Raw genomic sequence first — 16498 nt, 5'->3', positions numbered from 1 at the left:
AAGGTTAAGAAATGAATACACCGCAAGCCATACACGATTAAGTAAAGCAAAAAAGATTAATACACCGATGCTTGTTTATCGTTATTAAATACGATTTGTGTCCAGCCACGATCAATCAATTGTTGCGGTTCAAAAACACCCTCATCGTTAATGATCAATGGTGTTGTATTTTTAGAAAGTGCTAACCAAATATCAGGTTCAATGCTGCCACTATTTAAAACAACAGATGATGAGCCCTGTTTTTCACTACGTAGGCCTTGGTAAATAGCACCATTAATATGCTGCCACTGATGACGACCTTTACGTTCCCAGCTTTTATCTTCAATAAATGGTGCTAGCCATAATTCAGATAACTCCGCCATATTTGGCCAATGGTCTTGGTGATTGAATTCACGGCTATCTTGATTTAAATTACGAATTTCTTCATGAGCCAAACGTAATTCCGCCACCATCGCGAGTTCTTCTGAACTTAACTCAGTGACCGCAATTTGATGAGTATCCAATTGCTGTGATTTTGTTTTATTTTGATGATACGGTAATAATATGGTGGCAAGTAATAGGATAGAAACGATAATACCACCGACCCATTTCCCTTCCTTACTGCCATTATCTGAAGATACGGATTGACGGATCATTTTTCTTTAATCTCAACAACATCGACTTCTACTGGGCTTTCGTGCCCCGAATCAAAGACTAAATAAAAGTCAGTGGCTGGTTTAGCAAATTCAGCAATAGATCGTTTATCTGTGTTCACTTTAGCAATTAAATTATCGTCGTAATCATACATATTAACGTTGTAATCAACCGCTTTACTGCCATCACTGTAGCCTGTTTCACATGCTACTTTATCGCTTTCAAACCAACAGCTCATTAATGGAAAGTGCGCTTGCGCCGCACTTGAGAAAAGTCCTAACGTTAGTAACGTAATTAGTGGTACATGGCTTTTCATAACAACCTCAAACTGGCCCATGTTATGGGAATTAAGTAATACATTATGAGTGAAGGAAATGTGCTGTCATAAAACAGCACATTGATAAGACTTACTGTAACGACGCTTCAAAGGTGATATGCACATTGACGTTAGCAGTATCTACCATTGGGTTATTAGCAACTTCACCGCGGTAGTTAGCTTTCATAATATAGCGACCCGCAATCTCAGGTGTAAAAGTCACCTTTCCTTCTTTGTCACTCACGACATCAATTTGTTCTTGATGATTACGGTACAGCGTTCCTTCACGGGTCACTTCCGCGACAACACCCGCTTGTGGTTTACCATTAAAGTAAAATTGGAATGTCACAGGCTCACCCTCAATAATATCGGCAGGGTGAGTGATCGGAAGCAACTCTAAATATTTGCCCGTAATCTCCATTGCCTTAGTGCTTGGCTTACCTACGGTTACGTATGTTTCAGCACGGGTGTAACCCACTTGAGTGACAACGTCACGAGATTTTGGTGGTAATACAGCATCACGCTCAACTTTGTTAGCAGCGATCCATTTTACGGTGTCACGACGACCCGCTTTGTATTGAGTAAAATATACTGGCGTTTGATTTACTTGAATTTTATGTGTGCCTTGCTCTTCAAAGTAAAAATCAAAAATAGCACGACGTTTACCACGAATAGTAAAATTAGGACGCTCATTACGCCCATCAGGCATGATTACTTCAGCTGTTTCTGTACTTGCTGGCTTATCATAAACAAACGTGCCATGTGACGCGGTAACATCAAAAGATAACCAATCGCCCCCCTCTTTTGATACGGTAAAATGTGAAGGTAATATCCAACGAGGGTGTGCATTTGCTGTTGCTGATACCGTTAAGCCTGCAATCACCGCACATGCCAGAGAAAACGCTTTTATTTTATTATTTTTCATAACGTTACTATTACTCAAAGTTTATAATTAAGTTGAATAGCACCTGTTTCTTCTGTCGGTGCAATAACATGGCTAAACGCATTTTCGCCTAGCTCAATTTTTTGTCGTAAATAGTTGCGACCACCATGCTCGCGCACAACTTCAACGTAGAAAGTGTAATTACCTTGTTCAACACGTTGGCCTTTATCATTTAAACCATCCCAGGCAAATTTATATTCACCAGCAGGACGGGTGGCTGACGTGACCGCATCAACTAACTCACGATCATAACGACCGACTTTTCGCCACCAACTACGTAAATCTTTCAGCCACTCATCCTTACCGACCCATAACTGCACTGTACGTACGGATTTACGCTGTTGATCTTCTATCCAAACCGCAACATAAGGACGGGCATACATGGTGGTATCAATAGCCGGTAGCGCAAAACTAATCTCCAGTTGTGCCGTTTCAGGTACAGGTTTCGCTATAACACCCGTTAATGGTGCTAGCAATAACGCAACTAATAATGGTTTTTTAATGATGTGAAACGCGGTCATAATGAACCTTCAATAAAATCGACAATCAAATACTGGCTTATGGCACAGCAACAATATAAATCAGTAAACTCACCACAGAGCCCAACCCCATCCATTTCAATGAAGTACGAAACGTTTTCTTTTTTGGGATAAGCAAACACACGCCAGTTAAAACAAACAACACCATTAACACTGCAGTAATATCAATAAACCAACGCCAAACCTCGCCACTGTTACGCCCTTTATGGAGATCATTAAGCACTGCAATTACGCCATAATTTGTGCTTTCAATTGTTGCTTCAGCCGTTGTCATATCAATAAAAACCGTGGCGTTATAACCAGGGCCTTTGTAATCAAGCGAAATTTCACCTTCGACTAACTCATTGCCATCGATATCTGTAAAAATATCTATAGCTGACGGTGTTCCGCGAACTTCACCATGCTTGGCAAGATATGCTATTAATGCAGAACGGTTTGGTGAAAAAGGCCCTTTTTCCGACGCTAATAACTCATGGGGAATTACAAGTTGTTGCTCAACCACATTTGGTGATTGGCTAACAAAAAGATGGGGCCGATTTAATGTAATGCCTGTGATAGCAAAAAATAACACCACCAGCAGTAGTGCCATTGAAATATAAATATGTAAGCGTCGCGCCCATAATTGCACGGCTTTATTTTTTAACACCATCACTAACATCATGCATAAGAGTAACTGGAATAATGATAATTTAATTGATAATCGTTCTTATTGGCATTCAATTTACATTGTTTACGTTGGTTAGAAACGCGTTACGAAATAGAGGTGCGAGGTGCGAGGTGCGAGGATAATAAAGGCTTTAACAAATAAACCCCTAATAAAAAATAATTAGGGGTAATTTGTAAAATTTAACGTTGATCTATATAAACCGTCTAATTAGTACGACATTGACGGAAAATATCTTGCTTCGGTTTATAAACAGACGTCTTCACATTCATAATACCAAGCATGGAACTAAAGATATTATCTTGTGAATAATCTCCTTGTTTCGCGTTAGCCGCCAGATTCTTAAGACAAGTGAGATTTAACCCACGATCTTGAGAAAAACCTTTAGAGAACCACATCATCATTGGCACTGTTGTTTGGTATTTAGGCGCTAAACTATAAGGTGTGCCATGTAAATATAAACCGCCCTCACCTAGTGATTCACCATGGTCTGAAATATAAAATAACGCTGTATTATATTTATCACTGTAACCTTTTAATTTCTGGATCAACTGACTAATCATATAATCGGTATACAAAATTGTATTGTCATAACTATTTACTATTTGTTCTTTAGTACAATTTTCAATATCAGCCCGCTGACAATCAGGTTTAAAAAATGCACGATCTTTAGGGTAACGCTTATAATATGTTGGCCCATGACTTCCCATAATATGTAGCGTAATAAACTTGCTACCCTTCATATTCGCGACGTCTTGATCAAAATTATTCAATAGCGCCATATCAAGACATGATTCACCATCACATAAAGGATCTTCAGTGCTATGGTCCAAGGTTATTTTTTGAATACGATCACCAGCACCTTTATCGCCGCCATCGTTTTCTTTCCACAACATCGAAATGCCAGCGCGATGCAGAATATCAATAAATGTATCTTGATTATAAGCAATGGCTTTTTTGTAATTATTACGATTCATTGCTGAGAACATACAAGGTACAGAAACAGCAGTCGCCGTTCCACATGAGGTGACATTCTTAAATGAAATCATCTTATCAGGCTGAGTATATCGATTTGTCGGGCGATCATAGCCATTTGCTTGGTAGTTTTGAGAGCGTGCGGTTTCACCAAGAACAAACACAAACAACGTCGGTTTACCATTAGATGTTGCCGTCGTTACCAACTTAGCATCGGTTCCTATATATTGATAAGGGATAGGTTTAGTTAAATAAGTTCTATCAATATATTTAATACCGGTGTAAACATATGAAGGGTTAATTACTCGATTAAGATATTTATTATTACGCCCAACAGATACATAATCTTTATAGAAGAATGCTGCAATTAAGACAATAACCACCATAGATGCAACAATAGATATTAGTTTATATATTACAAACGTTTTAATAAAATCCTGCTTCTTTATCTTTATAGCTATAATGAACAAACAAGGTATAACGCCCATAATAAAAATAGTTATAAAACCAGGTATACTTAGGTAAGAAAATGCCTCACTACTATTGGTTTCAAAAATATTTTCCATCATTCCATAATCAAAAATAATCCCATAATGATATGATGCATAAGCGGTTATAGCAGAGAAAAAAGTAAGAACACTAAACAAAACACGCCCTATATAAGGCCATGCAAGAAGTTGAAATATAATATTAAGTGCCGCAATCAAAAATATAGGGAGTGATATTATAAAACCAATATTAACTATTTCTAATTTTGAGAGTATTTCATAAAAACTTTCCCATAATGGCGCATTTAAAATAATGCCAAAATATATAGCAATAAAAAAAACCAATATATTATAATTTAATTCTTTATTAAAAATAGAAGAAGAACGCTTCATTTATCTAACCTAAAATAATTGCTCAACGAAATGTCAGCCAATGACGTTTTTTATGTGCGCAAGTATACTTATATACCTATACAAATAATAGCACTAAATGACTATGCTTTTTTCGTATGATATATAAGCAACAATGATATTTATTGTCTCTAATTTTGGCGTAACATCTTTTTGTTAATAGTAATCATTAATATTGATTAGTCAGGTCGTTATGAAAAATATTTTTATACTTTGCTCTATTTCATAAATAAAAAAGCGAGCTCTATAGCTCGCTTCTCTTTAATCATAATATATTAATTCATTCCATTTAGTATTAGGCACTTGCGTCCATTTTTCGCATTTGACCTAAATATTTAATCCAACTTTTAGCAGCAGATGACGCCTGAATGTTATTTGCTTGCTTAGCATGAATAATGGCTTGATCGAATTTATTCAATTTGTAATAAACTCGCACCTTTGCTAATTCAACGTCAGCGCGTTTATCTTTACGTTTAACACGATTAAGTTCAGTTAATGCCCGTTGATAATGTCCTTCCTGCAATAGCAATTGTGATAACTGCCAGCGATAATGGTTATCTTTATTCGCTACGACTGCCCATAATGCGATAGCTTTATTCCATTCCCGTGCCATTTGCCAGTAATTAGCTTGTTCAATTAATAAGGTCTTATCATTATTGGCACCTTTCAATGCGGCTATTTGTTCTGCAGCACGTTCTGGAATACCACGTTGAGCATATAATTGTGCTAGTATTTTAAGATCTTGCTGACTCAGTGCCACGCCTTGGTATTTTGCTAACTTTAATGTCGCTAATGCATCAGCATTTTTACCTGTTCGCATTTGAATACTGGCTAATTGCTGCCACCAAATTAACTTATTTGGTTCAAGTGCGATCAATCGATTCAGTGTTGATGTTGCTCCAGACCAATGCTTCAATTGTAACTGCGCACCAAGTTTAATCGATAATGGCGACATACTGTCTTTAAGGCGGTAGCGATCATAACGTTTCATTGCCGTTAATACTTGCTGCCATTGTGCTTGCTGGTAATGCGCTTGGGCAATCCGAAGCCACAATTCATCCCCTTTTTGCTTAGCAGGAATATTTTTAGTTAACTTATAATAATGCGGTAGCGCCTGACTATATTTAGCTTCTGATAACAAAATATCCGCCAACATGCGTTCAGTCGCCCATGCTTGATCATCATGCAACAAACCACTGTTTACTGCTTTTGTTAACAGGGAAATAGCTTGTGGCTGTTTCCCTTGCTGCCAATAAAATACACCTAACATTCGCTGTACATAAGCTTTATCGTAAGCAGAACTTGGCCTCATTTCAGCCAACATTGCCACCGCTTGATCAAGCTTATTATCTAACTGTAAATTATTGGCACGTTGAACCTTATTGGCTGTTGCTTGTGATAACTGACCACCACTTGCATAAGCATAAGATAATGGCAATGAGGCCGATAAGGTTAACGCGACAATAAAAGCGATCTTTTTCATTATTGATTCAACCTAAATTCAAGACGTACTGTCTGCCCTTGCTGCGCGATTGCGGCACCATTCACAACTTGTGGCTGGTATTTCCACTTTCGTAATGCACGAATGGCTTCTTTATCAAATAAACGCCGTGGTTTCGCATCCATAATAGCAATATCAATCGGTCGACCTTGAGTATCAATGGTGAATTTAAGCACCACATAACCTTCTTTACCTTGGCGTAGCGCACGCGATGGATAACGTGGCTCTACGCGATAAAGTGGCATTGCTTGTTGAGATTGCCCTAACCCATTACCAACCGCTGCAGCACTACTAAAGTCGGTAAATTTTGGCGCATTAACCGCTAAACCATGAATCGACGTATCTAACCCTAAACTTGGAATTGATGCCATTGGCATAGTGGTTGATGTTGCCGCCTGTGACTGTGATGGTTGCGCTTCAGGTGGTGGCGTTGGCGTCTCAGGCGGTGGTGGTGCAACACGCTGACGACGTTGAGGCGCTTGTTCGTGTTCTACCATCACCATATTAAACGCTAACGGCGATGCATTATCTTGTGGCTGATGATTACCGTTATCCACCATCCATGCCATTAGCGTAAATAGACCTAAAGCCACCGCGAGCGCCAATGGCAACGCCATCAATATGCGCATCATTAGCTTTTCTCCGCCGCCAGAGCAATATTCTTCACCCCTGCACCTTTTGCAGCGTCCATAACTTTAACAACCGTACCGTTATAAGCATGTTCATCAGCTTGGATCACCAAGGCAGCATCAGGCTGTTCCGTTAGCATGTGCTCAAGTGTTGCTTGCACACGTTCGGCATCAACAACTCGCTTATCAATATAAATATCATTTGCTGCAGTGATCGCTACAAAAATTCCTGCATCTTTTTGGCTAACGACATGGCTTGCTTGCGGGCGATTCACTTCAACCCCAGATTCACGCACAAAAGAGCTAGTCACAATAAAGAAAATCAACATGATGAAAACGATATCTAACATCGAGGTTAAATCTATTTGTGCATCTTCACGCACTGACGAGCGACGGCTGAGTCTCATAGCTGACTCCTTAATGATTTTTCTAATTTTAATTCACGCATTTGACACGCTTTTGCCAATCGAGCATGGATAAACATTCCCGCTAATGCAGCCACCATGCCAGCCATAGTCGGCAATGTCGCTAATGAAATTCCTGATGCCATTAATCTCGGCTGACTACTGCCTTGGGTGGCCATAACATCAAACACTGAAATCATACCCGTCACAGTGCCAAGTAAGCCTAGCATTGGACAAATAGCAACTAACACTTTAATAAAATTAAGGTTTTTGTTTAGTGCTATTTTAGCATCGGCTAACCAACCATCTCGAATAGCATGGGCATACCAAGATTGATGATCAGCTCGTGCAGCCCATAATGCTATCCATTGTTGCTGTTGTTGTGGAAAGTAAAACACAAGGTAAATAACCCGCTCAAAGACTAACAACCACAACACCGCAACCACAGCGGCTAGCCACCATAGAATCACACCGCCTTGCGCCATAAAATGCGACAGTGATAACCACCAGGTTTGTAATACGCTGCTATCCATTAGGCGGCCTGTTCAGTTGTCATGCCAGAATTTTTGATACCACTGTGGTCATTTTTCTCGGCTTGTTCCGCCACCAAGCTAATACCCTGCTTTTCAAGGATCATACGAATATTTTCAGCTTGCGAACTTAAAATGTTATGCGCCAATAGCAATGGCATCGCCGCCACTAAGCCTAGAACCGTGGTCACCAGTGCCATTGAAATCCCCCCCGCCATCACTTTTGGATCGCCATTACCAAACTGAGTGATCACTTGGAAGGTTTCAATCATGCCTGTTACTGTACCTAGCAAACCTAACATCGGCGCTAACGCAGCAAACAGTTTTAGCATTGACAAGCCTTTTTCTAGCCCTTGTTGTTCATCAACAATCGTTTCTAATAAACGCAATTCTAACGCTTCAACGCTGCGGCTTTGTTCTTTGTTATAAACAGCTAAAATATGACCTAATGGATTATTACCCGGCTTAGAAGGTTGTTTTAGTTGTGCTTTAATTTGTTGACGAATAATGGCTAATTTCACACCGCGGAAAATCGCAATGCCGGCACCAATAGCCAGTAGTAATAGAATGATTTTACCAACTGCGCCACCCGCTTGCAGACGATCCATTAATGTCGGTGCTTGTGCTAATTGCTCTAGCATCACCCCACGTGAAGGATCGACCACCAGCATGTCATTGCCCGTAGAAATTAGTTGATCGTAATCGGCCAATGTCGGTGCATGTTCAGGTTGCTGTAAATACGCCATTGCCACATGTTGGCTGCCATCCCAATTGAGATAGCCGTTATCACCCACCAAACCAATACTGCCTAAACGCAATGCCTGAATATCACTTTGCTCACCATCACCGTTAATGTATGGCACGGTGACTTTCGCAATTTGTCCACTCGCAACAATTTGATCGGTCATGGCTTGCCATAAACCTTGCAATTGTGTCATTGATGGCAAGGCTTTCGCTGCTACAATCTCATTCACAACGGCGTTATCTTGGCTGTTATCAATCGCGGTTACAGCATGTTGTTGTTCAGCCTGCACTTCTTTGGCTGTTTGGCGAACAACACCAAATAGTTCGCCTAAGCTGCCGCTTTCTAAACGTAATTGTTGTTCTAAAGTCGCTAGCTGTTGTTCATTGGCACTAAAGGTTGTACTTAATACTTCTGTGGCAGCCTTTAATTTATTGCGTTCAGCTAATAACGCATTATATTGCGCTTTAATATTATGATGAGTGCTATTAAAACCCGCTTCACGTTGAACATTATGCTGAGCCTGCTGGCTATGTTCTTGCTGTGCTTGCTTTACTACAGATTCTGCATTTGCGGTCAGTGGTAAACTAGCAATACATAATGCGGCAACTAACGTTTTTAATTTCATGTTATTTACTCTCTACGTTAGTTGATACACCTGATACAGGTAAGGTAATTAAACTTGGGGCTGCTTGGTTATCTGCAATCGCAAATGCTTTATCGATATTTGCACCATCGCTTGCATCAATAGACTGCCATTGTTTCGTGGCGGTATTCCAACTCCAATAATGGCTACCATTTAGGCTTTTCGCTACCAATGCAATTCGCCCTAAATGCAACACATTTACTTCAAGGGTTTTATTATCAGCAAGGGTGATTTTAGCTTGGTAAGCGGCAAGCTTAGTGCCATAGTCCATTTCAATTTGATAAGCTTCTAAAATACGGCGGAATTTTTCAGCATCACTAATATCGGCTTGTGACATCATGGTTTCCAGTTTACCCACTCGAACCATACGTGTTTGGCGTTTAATCGGCTTGTCGTTCTCAACAATCGTCTTTAAACCATCAATCATTTGATACATCAATGGCACAACACCTTGACGAGTTTGTTTGATATCAGTGATTTGCTGATCAATCGAGGCAACTTCTTGTGCTTGGTTTTCGACTAAGCGTGCAAGATGATCATGATAAACCGTTAAGTTTTTTACTTCTTCTTGCAATTGTTCCATGCTAGCTTTCATCGCTAAGACAGAATCAGCACTTTTATCTATCTTATTCTGGCTCACTGCAGATGCAGTATTAGTGCTATTTTCAATCGAACGTGCATTATCAAGACTCGAAGCATGCGCTCCAGAAGTAATGCTGATAATAACAATAGCAAGGCTCGTTTTAATAAAATTCATAATATTCAATCAATCGTTATCTGTAATAACCAAAAAATAAAAAACGGGTGTTAAAAAGAAAAGGCACCGCAGAAGTTGGCGAACTATAAACAATAACAATGGTGATGAACAGTTTATAGATGCAACATCTAAATCTAACTATCTAGATCAAAGCAAGGGGAAGTTAATACTTCCCCTTTATTTATTCAGTTAAGACCTTAATATTTAAACTCGATAGTTGCCATAAAGTTACGGCCTTCACCAAGCGTTACACCTGTTGCGCCCACATAGTCTTTGCTGGTTGAACCACCACCGGCCATGTAATCGGTATCAAATAAGTTCTCTACATTTACACGACCAATGATATCGAGCTTATCGTCATATTTATAAGTATGAGCCACACCAACATCGACACGCGTATAGCCATCTTTCTTAAAGGTATTGGCCGCATCGCCAAAACGTGAACCTTCGTAGATAACACCTAGGTTTACATCCGTTGCAGGTGTTACGTTATACGTTGACCATACACTTGCAGCAAACTCAGGCACATCTACAGGACGATTACCTTCATAGTTCTGATCTTTGGTGTATTCCGCATCAAGATACATTGCAGAAGCGTTCATGCTTAGTTTTTCAGTAATATTACCTTGTAACGCAAACTCGACACCATTATGTACACGTTCACCCGCTTGAGTTAGTGTTTGATTATTATCAGGTCCAACGGCAATCTTTGAATTTTCTTGCGTAATATTAAATACTGCAGCTGTTGCAAATAAACGTTTATTCAATAATTCCCACTTGGTGCCAAGCTCATATTGCTTACCACGTAGAGGATCAAGGTTATCACCAGCATTGGTGTAATCAGAAGACACTACACCTTGAGGCTCAAAACTTTCAGAATAAGCTAAGTAAATAGAACCATTCTCAGCAGGGTGATAAATTGCCGCTAATTTAGGTGATACCGCTTCTTCCGCAATGCCACTCTTCACTTGGCGATCAAAACGGATACCAGCCAGCACTTGCCAGTTATCATTCATCGTGATCATATCTTGCGCATAGAAACCCCATGCATCGTATGAAGAATTAGACACTTTTGGATCTTTATTTGAATACACTGGGGTTGGCGTTGTTTGACCCGGCTTAACATCGACTGAATCAAATGAACGTTGGAAACGGTCGTAGCTATAACCTAACCAGTTTGCACCAACTAATAGCTGATGTTGCATGCCTAATGTATCGAATTCACCAACAAAATCGGTATAAGCGGTTTTAAATGCCCATTCATCATGACGATCATTACCGCCTTGTTTAATGGTGCCATTTTCTTCAAAATTACTGAAATTTGGGTAACTTTCTTTATCGTTACGAACAAAATCTTGGTAATTAAAACCAGTATTCAATGCCCATGTATCATTCAATTGAGCTTTAACATCAAAGCCAACATTCTGTACATCGTTATCAATTTCAGACCATTGTGCGTCCCACACATGATCACGGCCCATAACTGGCTTACCATCAACAATATAAGCGCCAGAATCTACGCTACCCTTATCTTGAGTGCGATCATAATGTAATGACACCATCACGTTATCATTAACATCATAATCAAGGAACATACCGCCAACAAAACGATCTGTTGATGGCGTTGAACCATCACTGAACTTACGCCATGAGTCGTAATCTTCTTTCGCTAGTACTACGCGTCCACGTAATGTTTGATCAGCATTAAGTGAACCACTGACATCTAATACGCTACGAGTATGATTATTTGAGCCTACATCCTGGCTGAAATTCATTTGTGTTTCATAGGTTGGCTTCTTTGACACCATATTAACTAAGCCACCAGGTGCTGATTGGCCATAAAGCAAACCTGCAGGGCCTTTCATTACTTCAACACGTTCTAATAACTCAACTGGCTGACGGTAATGTGACCAATGTTGGTGACCGTCACGTAGGAAACCACTACTACTGCCTAATTCAAAACCACGTAAAGAAAAACGCTCACGGTTACGGCTAGTGCCTCCCGCTGAAATACTCGCATCGTTCTGTAAAACTTCCCCTAAAGTACTTGCACGCTGTTCATCAATTAGCTTCTCATCGATAACGGCAACTTGTCCTGGAGTTTCTAGTTGTGTCATCTCCATTCGCATTGCAGTCGAATTCGTGTCAGCCTTATAGCCATAATCACGCCCGGTGACCACCATATGCTCATCGGTATCTGTTATTTCTGCATGAGCAATCGGCGCTGATAATACCGCACCAATCAATAGTGTTAGCTGACTTTTAGAAAACATATTCCGTTATCTCCAATTACCGTATCTTTGAGAATAAAACCAATGTAGATGGGTCGTTCTTACCATTACTGCATCTTAAAAAACGAACAAGAGCCCGCTTTTGAAGATACTCGGTATTGAAACCTGCCCACCGTAGAGGTGATTTTGGCTGTCCACTGTTTGTTTTATCAAACGTTAGTGTTAAACCACGAACAGGAATATAAGTGATAACCATTACCATTTGCATTAAATTTACATTCTTTGCATTCGTGAATTTTTTGTCAATAAATACAATTGATAATCAATTCGTTATCAATAATTACAACCTATTCTCAAATTAGAAAGGATTGCGCGCCTTAGAACACACAATTATTCCGTACTCAATACTGTTTTTTCGAAGACATTAAGAGCAAACGGGCGTATAATTCTGCCGTTTTTATTGATTTCTGCGGTATTAAAAGTGACTCAATTAAGTCTTGAAGCTATTCATCAACAACTAGAAGAACGCAATTTTATTGCCGAGAAAGTCCGTATTGTAACGGTAGAGGCAATGGATCCTGAGGTATTAGCGGCCTGTACAACCACTGAAGATGAAACATTCTATAACAGTTATATGAATGTGATTTACTGTCGTGGTGATCGCTATGTTTTAGGTTATCGCTGTAATGAAGCAACAATCATTGACCAAGCGATTATTTTTAAAGATGGTAAGTATTACGATCCTACTTTACAAGCAAATGGCGAAGGTGAATTTGTCCCTTATCCTTTTGCTGTCTTAGCGGAATTTAAAGTCTTTGACATGATGACACATGCTAAAAACAATAAAGACTTCCCGCCAGATGTAGACTTCTTATTTACACGTAAGAAGCACTTCAAAAACGTAATTCGATAACTGTATCTATACCCGTTATTAAGCTTTAATGACGGGTATTTCTTTTCTAACCAGCCTCAATCTATAAAAATTAGCATAATTCGTCACATCCCCTCCCTTTTATATAATGGCATAAACTGTTTCAAACTTGATACGTCATAGGCAAATAGTTGCTTAACCTATCCATTCAGCCAATCAAGCACTTGAGAATAACCACAATAAATGTACTATTTTGATATACACCGTTTTATATTGGATATCAGTATATGGATCAGGCAAAAGGATTGCGAAATTACTTTATAGACAATAAGCGCCAACATATTTTTATACAGCAAAAACACGTTAGACAATTAATCATTCAAAAAAGAAGCCACGTTGAGATTGCAGCCAGCCTCATTGAATTGGAAAAAGCGTGGATTGAATTTGAATATGAGAATAATCAGTAAACTGCGTGTGACTAACAACATAAAGTCCAGCAAGTACTGGACTTTATACTGAACTATTTAATCTTCGATCTAACGGCTATAAGCACCCCAATTTATCCTTTCGTTTTCCTTATACGCTTTCTAATCATCTAAAAGCTACCTATGCAGTAGTGCACACATGGAAACGGCACAAAACTTAGCAGCACTTTTTCTAAGCTGCCTGTGCGGCAGTGAACCGTATTCATGCACTGCCTGAATTATTCGTGATTTTCTAAGCTGCCTGTGCGGCAGTGAACGATTAGTCGTGCCTTTAAAATCAATTTTTTCTTTTCTAAGCTGCCTGTGCGGCAGTGAACCAACTGATATATTAAATTGTGCTAATTTATGATTTCTAAGCTGCCTGTGCGGCAGTGAACCAAACTTATCACCACCAACAGTGACACCGTCGTTTCTAAGCTGCCTGTGCGGCAGTGAACCATATTCATCTAATCGTTAACGTGCGTGATGTGTTTCTAAGCTGCCTGTGCGGCAGTGAACTATGACTAATGAATATTGAGCAGTGGCTTGAATTTCTAAGCTGCCTGTGCGGCAGTGAACGGTTGTTCGTTCCTTTCTTAGCTATTGTACTCTTTCTAAGCTGCCTGTGCGGCAGTGAACTGACAACGGAAGAAAAATTGACTTTCGTGATATTTCTAAGCTGCCTGTGCGGCAGTGAACACACATACGCAGAAGTAGACCTAACAGCGGTTTTTCTAAGCTGCCTGTGCGGCAGTGAACGGACAATGTGGGGTACTCACCCCTATACACATTTTCTAAGCTGCCTGTGCGGCAGTGAACGCTGTGTACGTTAATGACCGTGGGTAGTCGTTTTTCTAAGCTGCCTGTGCGGCAGTGAACAAAATGATATTGGATATTTGTATTGTTCAGATTTTCTAAGCTGCCTGTGCGGCAGTGAACAAAATGATATTGGATATTTGTATTGTTCAGATTTTCTAAGCTGCCTGTGCGGCAGTGAACATAGTGGCACTTCAAGACGTCGCATTACCTCTTTTCTAAGCTGCCTGTGCGGCAGTGAACAAATATCTTCCATATGTTGACTGGTGATATCTTTTCTAAGCTGCCTGTGCGGCAGTGAACATCACCTCGCTTAACATCTTGTTCGAGGATGATTTCTAAGCTGCCTGTGCGGCAGTGAACCGAATATTAGCGGTGATATAACAGCAACTAGTTTTCTAAGCTGCCTGTGCGGCAGTGAACGTTGTGTGGGCTAGGGATATCGCCAAGTTCATTTTCTAAGCTGCCTGTGCGGCAGTGAACCGTCTATTTGTACTGATTGAGCGTTTGTAAATTTTCTAAGCTGCCTGTGCGGCAGTGAACCAGCATAGATATAACCACTTCCCAATCTGAAATTTCTAAGCTGCCTGTGCGGCAGTGAACAATAATTTACTTAAGAAAAGGCGGCCAGTTCATTTCTAAGCTGCCTGTGCGGCAGTGAACCGTCTATTTGTACTGATTGAGCGTTTGTAAATTTTCTAAGCTGCCTGTGCGGCAGTGAACACGTACACAGCAGTGTTAAAACCTGTAGTTTATTTCTAAGCTGCCTGTGCGGCAGTGAACCGTTGTCGCGCGCTATTTTACGACCTAACTCACTTTCTAAGCTGCCTGTGCGGCAGTGAACAACGCGTGAATGGTGGGCGTTTACTACTAAATTTTCTAAGCTGCCTGTGCGGCAGTGAACAAAGCGATCAGCCAGTTTGGGTTTACTTTCATTTTCTAAGCTGCCTGTGCGGCAGTGAACGTATGATCGAATATATTGAATTAGCGTTTTATTTTCTAAGCTGCCTGTGCGGCAGTGAACATTCAACATAGCGATCAACAAATGCTACTTTATTTCTAAGCTGCCTGTGCGGCAGTGAACTTAATATTGGCGAGGTGGAGGTGCGGTTCATTTTTCTAAGCTGCCTGTGCGGCAGTGAACAAAATTTCATAGTTGCTATGTTGTTTCTTAACTTTCTAAGCTGCCTGTGCGGCAGTGAACTCATGGTCTAAAAATGGCAGGGATGGAATGGATTTCTAAGCTGCCTGTGCGGCAGTGAACCACATTAACGCCTAGCGTATCCGTGTATGCGGTTTCTAAGCTGCCTGTGCGGCAGTGAACAAATAAATCGTAAAGTATTAATTAATGGCTCTTTTCTAAGCTGCCTGTGCGGCAGTGAACTTTTATATGAATCAAACTCAGCGTCTGGATTATTTCTAAGCTGCCTGTGCGGCAGTGAACTTTTTGTCCTCTTATGCGTACTCGCTTCCCGCTTTTCTAAGCTGCCTGTGCGGCAGTGAACATCGTATCGTTGATGGTGATTCTGATTGTGTGTTTCTAAGCTGCCTGTGCGGCAGTGAACAGTATCTTGAAAACGTTCTGTTTCATGACATTTTTCTAAGCTGCCTGTGCGGCAGTGAACAAGGCGTTAACTATAAGGATTTCATTTTCAAATTTCTAAGCTGCCTGTGCGGCAGTGAACGTACCGAATGCACAGCATACATCATTGTATGTTTTCTAAGCTGCCTGTGCGGCAGTGAACATTTAGATGTAAGTTTTCGTAAGATTAGTAATTTTCTAAGCTGCCTGTGCGGCAGTGAACTTTTGAATGCGCTATGACTTTAAATTAGATTTTTTCTAAGCTGCCTGTGCGGCAGTGAACTCAATATTGGCGAGGTGGAAGTGCGGTTCATTTTTCTAAGCTGCCTGTGCGGCAGTGAACGACCCTTATTAAC

At 40.3% G+C, this 16498-nt stretch carries 15 protein-coding genes and 1 CRISPR repeat array (1 of these 16 cut by a window edge); of the genes, 2 read left to right on the top strand and 13 right to left on the bottom strand.

All coding sequences use genetic code 11. From position 1 onward, the window contains the following. Positions 1-56: 56 nt before the first annotated feature. From VXS03_RS12920 to VXS03_RS12860, 13 genes are all read right to left on the bottom strand, one after another. A complete protein-coding gene (locus tag VXS03_RS12920; RefSeq protein ID WP_327764165.1) occupies positions 57-635 on the bottom strand; it encodes a DUF6162 family protein in 579 nt (192 codons plus the stop codon). Next, entirely contained in the window at positions 632-949 is a 318-nt protein-coding gene (locus tag VXS03_RS12915; protein ID WP_327764163.1) for a hypothetical protein, read from the bottom strand. The genes VXS03_RS12920 and VXS03_RS12915 overlap by 4 nt, the downstream gene beginning before the upstream one ends. A gap of 91 nt (positions 950-1040) precedes the next feature. After that, positions 1041-1874 carry a DUF4198 domain-containing protein gene (locus VXS03_RS12910; protein WP_327764162.1) on the bottom strand — a complete coding sequence of 278 codons (834 nt, stop codon included), beginning with the start codon at positions 1872-1874 and terminating at the stop codon, positions 1041-1043. A gap of 14 nt (positions 1875-1888) precedes the next feature. Beyond that, on the bottom strand, positions 1889-2413 hold the full coding sequence (locus VXS03_RS12905; protein WP_327764161.1) for a DUF2271 domain-containing protein: 525 nt from the start codon (positions 2411-2413) through the stop codon (positions 1889-1891). A gap of 37 nt (positions 2414-2450) precedes the next feature. Continuing rightward, complete coding sequence (locus tag VXS03_RS12900) at positions 2451-3080, bottom strand: PepSY-associated TM helix domain-containing protein (protein WP_327764160.1); 630 nt, start codon at positions 3078-3080, stop codon at positions 2451-2453. Between the two features lie 221 nt (positions 3081-3301). After that, positions 3302-4951, bottom strand: a complete 1650-nt coding sequence (locus VXS03_RS12895; protein WP_327764159.1) for a phosphoethanolamine transferase — start codon at positions 4949-4951, stop codon at positions 3302-3304. Between the two features lie 313 nt (positions 4952-5264). Further along, positions 5265-6452, bottom strand: a complete 1188-nt coding sequence (locus VXS03_RS12890; protein WP_327764157.1) for a hypothetical protein — start codon at positions 6450-6452, stop codon at positions 5265-5267. After that, positions 6452-7102, bottom strand: a complete 651-nt coding sequence (locus tag VXS03_RS12885) for an energy transducer TonB (protein WP_327764156.1) — start codon at positions 7100-7102, stop codon at positions 6452-6454. Before VXS03_RS12885 ends, VXS03_RS12890 begins: the two co-directional genes overlap by 1 nt. Beyond that, entirely contained in the window at positions 7102-7506 is a 405-nt protein-coding gene (locus VXS03_RS12880; RefSeq protein WP_080174088.1) for an ExbD/TolR family protein, read from the bottom strand. Before VXS03_RS12880 ends, VXS03_RS12885 begins: the two co-directional genes overlap by 1 nt. Next, the gene (locus VXS03_RS12875; RefSeq protein WP_327764153.1) at positions 7503-8036 is read right to left on the bottom strand and encodes a MotA/TolQ/ExbB proton channel family protein; all 534 of its coding nucleotides are present in this window, start codon (positions 8034-8036) and stop codon (positions 7503-7505) included. The genes VXS03_RS12880 and VXS03_RS12875 overlap by 4 nt, the downstream gene beginning before the upstream one ends. After that, positions 8036-9403: a MotA/TolQ/ExbB proton channel family protein gene (locus VXS03_RS12870; protein ID WP_327764152.1), complete on the bottom strand. Its 1368-nt coding sequence runs from the start codon at positions 9401-9403 to the stop codon at positions 8036-8038. The genes VXS03_RS12875 and VXS03_RS12870 overlap by 1 nt, the downstream gene beginning before the upstream one ends. Before the next feature lies 1 nt (position 9404). Continuing rightward, positions 9405-10178, bottom strand: coding sequence for a DUF3450 domain-containing protein (locus VXS03_RS12865; protein WP_327764150.1), 774 nt, complete (start codon positions 10176-10178; stop codon positions 9405-9407). A 197-nt stretch (positions 10179-10375) separates the two neighbouring features. Continuing rightward, a complete protein-coding gene (locus tag VXS03_RS12860) occupies positions 10376-12451 on the bottom strand; it encodes a TonB-dependent siderophore receptor (protein ID WP_327764149.1) in 2076 nt (691 codons plus the stop codon). 439 nt (positions 12452-12890) lie between these two features. On the opposite strand from VXS03_RS12860, the gene VXS03_RS12855 reads away from it, so the two are divergent. Both VXS03_RS12855 and VXS03_RS12850 read left to right on the top strand, forming a co-directional pair. Next, positions 12891-13322 carry a hypothetical protein gene (locus VXS03_RS12855; RefSeq protein WP_327764148.1) on the top strand — a complete coding sequence of 144 codons (432 nt, stop codon included), beginning with the start codon at positions 12891-12893 and terminating at the stop codon, positions 13320-13322. 245 nt (positions 13323-13567) lie between these two features. Then, the gene (locus VXS03_RS12850) at positions 13568-13747 is read left to right on the top strand and encodes a hypothetical protein (protein ID WP_327764146.1); all 180 of its coding nucleotides are present in this window, start codon (positions 13568-13570) and stop codon (positions 13745-13747) included. 187 nt (positions 13748-13934) lie between these two features. Beyond that, positions 13935-16498: a CRISPR direct-repeat array (repeat unit 28 nt; unit sequence TTTCTAAGCTGCCTGTGCGGCAGTGAAC); it runs 948 nt beyond the window's last position.

Source organism: Photobacterium sp. S4TG1 (assembly GCF_036040035.1).
Classification (GTDB): Bacteria; Pseudomonadota; Gammaproteobacteria; order Enterobacterales; family Vibrionaceae; genus Photobacterium.
Note: the sequence above shows the minus strand (reverse complement) of the source record. Positions and strands in the feature narration are given on the sequence as shown.